General features: G+C 43.1%; 2 protein-coding genes. Both read left to right on the forward strand.

The window, feature by feature from the left end; genetic code table 11:
• On the forward strand, positions 1 to 1976 hold a 1976-nt coding region (gene gyrA / locus QZ158_RS08175; RefSeq protein ID WP_293887502.1), incomplete at its 5' end, for a DNA gyrase subunit A.
• 8 nt (positions 1977 to 1984) lie between these two features.
• Complete coding sequence (locus tag QZ158_RS08180) at positions 1985 to 2731, forward strand: class A sortase (protein WP_048715926.1); 747 nt, start codon at positions 1985 to 1987, stop codon at positions 2729 to 2731.
• Positions 2732 to 2764 lie beyond the last annotated feature (33 nt).

The following is a 2764-nucleotide window of genomic DNA, read 5'->3' on the forward strand; positions in this document are numbered from 1 at the left end:
ACTTGTTAGTCAATGGAGCGACAGGGATTGCGGTAGGGATGGCGACAAATATCCCTCCACACAACCTCGGTGAGTCTATTGATGCTGTCAAGCTAATGATGGATAATCCTGATGTGACAACGCGTGAACTGATGGAAGTGCTTCCTGGACCAGATTTCCCTACTGGAGCCTTGGTCATGGGCAAATCGGGTATTCATAAGGCCTATGAAACAGGAAAAGGCTCGATTGTCTTGCGGTCTCGGACGGAAATTGAAGAGACCAAGACAGGCCGTGAACGCATTGTCGTCACTGAATTTCCTTATATGGTCAACAAGACCAAAGTGCATGAGCATATCGTTCGTTTGGTTCAAGAAAAACGAATCGATGGGATCACAGCAGTTCGGGATGAGTCTAACCGGGAAGGGGTTCGTTTTGTCATTGAAGTGCGTCGCGATGCCTCAGCCAATGTTATCTTAAACAACCTCTTCAAGATGACCCAAATGCAAACCAACTTTGGTTTCAACATGTTGGCTATCCAAAATGGTGTCCCTAAGATTCTCTCTCTTCGTGAGATTTTAGGATCTTATATTGAGCACCAAAAAGAAGTGGTGACTCGTCGGACTATCTTTGATAAAGAGAAGGCGGAAGCTCGTGCCCATATCTTGGAAGGTCTCTTAATTGCTCTTGATCACATCGATGAAGTGATTAAAATCATCCGTAATAGCCAGACAGATGCAGAAGCACAAGCAGAATTGATGAGTAAGTTCAATCTTTCTGAGCGTCAAAGTCAAGCTATCTTGGATATGCGTCTACGTCGTTTGACTGGTTTGGAACGTGACAAGATTCAAAGCGAATACGATGATCTCGTTGCCTTGATTGCTGATCTTGCTGATATTTTAGCCAAGCCAGAGCGTGTAGTTGCGATTATCAAGGAAGAATTGGACGAGGTCAAACGGAAGTTTGGAGATCCACGTCGGACAGAATTGATGGTAGGAGAAGTTCTATCACTAGAAGACGAAGATTTGATCGAAGAAAGCAATGTCTTGATTACTCTCTCTAACAAGGGTTACATCAAACGATTGGATCAAGATGAATTTACTGCTCAAAAACGAGGGGGACGTGGTGTTCAAGGTACAGGGGTCAAAGATGATGACTTTGTCCGTGAATTGGTTTCTACCAGCACCCATGATCGTTTGCTCTTCTTTACCAATAAGGGACGGGTTTACCGTCTGAAAGGCTATGAAATCCCTGAATACGGCCGTACAGCTAAGGGGCTTCCAATTGTCAACTTGCTCAAGTTAGATGACGGAGAATCCATTCAGACCATTATTAACGTCGCTCAGGATCGTAGTGAAGACGCTTATCTCTTCTTTACAACCCGTTCAGGTTTGGTGAAACGAACCAGTGTAGCTGAGTTTGCTAATATTCGTCAAAATGGCTTGAAAGCTCTTAACCTTAAAGATGAGGATGAGCTGATCAATGTCTTCCTCACAGACGGAAATACGGACGTGATCATTGGGACTAAATTTGGTTATTCTGTCCGCTTCAAAGAGTCTGTTGTACGGAACATGGGGCGTTCTGCAACTGGGGTACGAGGTGTCAACCTTCGCCCAGGTGACCAAGTGGTCGGTGCAAGCGTGATTACAGACCAAGATGAAGTATTGATCATCACTGAAAAGGGATACGGTAAACGCACGCGTGCTGATGAGTATCCAACAAAAGGACGTGGTGGTAAAGGGATTAAAACTGCTAATGTGGCTGATAAGAATGGTCCTCTAGCCGGTCTCATGACTGTCAAAGGAGATGAGGATTTGATGATTATCACCAATACAGGTGTCATGATTCGTACCAGCGTCGCCAATATTTCTCAAACTGGACGTTCGACCATGGGTGTGAAAGTGATGCGTCTGGATCAAGATGCCCAAATCGTAACCTTTACAACGGTTCAAGCTGACGAAAATGATGAGTCAGAGACTGAAACTGAAAGTGAAGGGTAGGATAAAAAATGGCTTCAAGAAGAAAAAAGAAGAAAACAAGCTTACGCAATCGCTTGATTAATATCTTTGCTACCTTACTAATCCTTTTGTCTATTGCCTTGATCTTTAATGCTCCGATTCGGAACATGATCATGGTGTGGCATACTAATCAGTATCAAGTCAACAAGGTATCGAAAAAGACCATCGATAAGAATAAAGATGCCAAGACTAGCTTTGATTTTAAAGAAGTCAAATCGCTTTCTACAGAATCTGTTATCAATGCTCAGTGGCAGGCGCAGAAGTTGCCTGTTATTGGGGGGATAGCAATTCCTGAGTTGAAGATGAACCTTCCGATTTTTAAAGGCTTAGATAATGTGGGACTCTATTATGGGGCAGGTACCATGAAAGAGGACCAGGTTATGGGGGAAAGGAATTACTCCTTGGCTAGTCACCATGTCTTTGGTTTAACAGGGGCAAATGAAATGCTCTTTTCCCCGTTAGAACATGCCAAAGCTGGAATGAAAATCTATATCACTGATAAGGAAAAGGTGTATACCTATGTCATCAATTCTGTTGAGACAGTGACACCAGATCGTGTCGATGTCATTGCAGATCGTGAAGGGGTTAATGAAATCACCTTGGTGACCTGTGAGGATGCCGCAGCAACTTATCGTACGATTGTAAAAGGGACTTTGGAAACTTCAGTAGATTACTCCAAAGCACCAAAAGATATACTGGAAGCTTTCACAAAATCTTATAATCAAATGCAATTATAATCAACTTAAAAAGAGGTCCTTGACCTCTTTTTT

This window comes from Streptococcus sp. A12 (assembly GCF_905372335.1).
In the GTDB taxonomy this organism is placed as follows: Bacteria; Bacillota; Bacilli; order Lactobacillales; family Streptococcaceae; genus Streptococcus.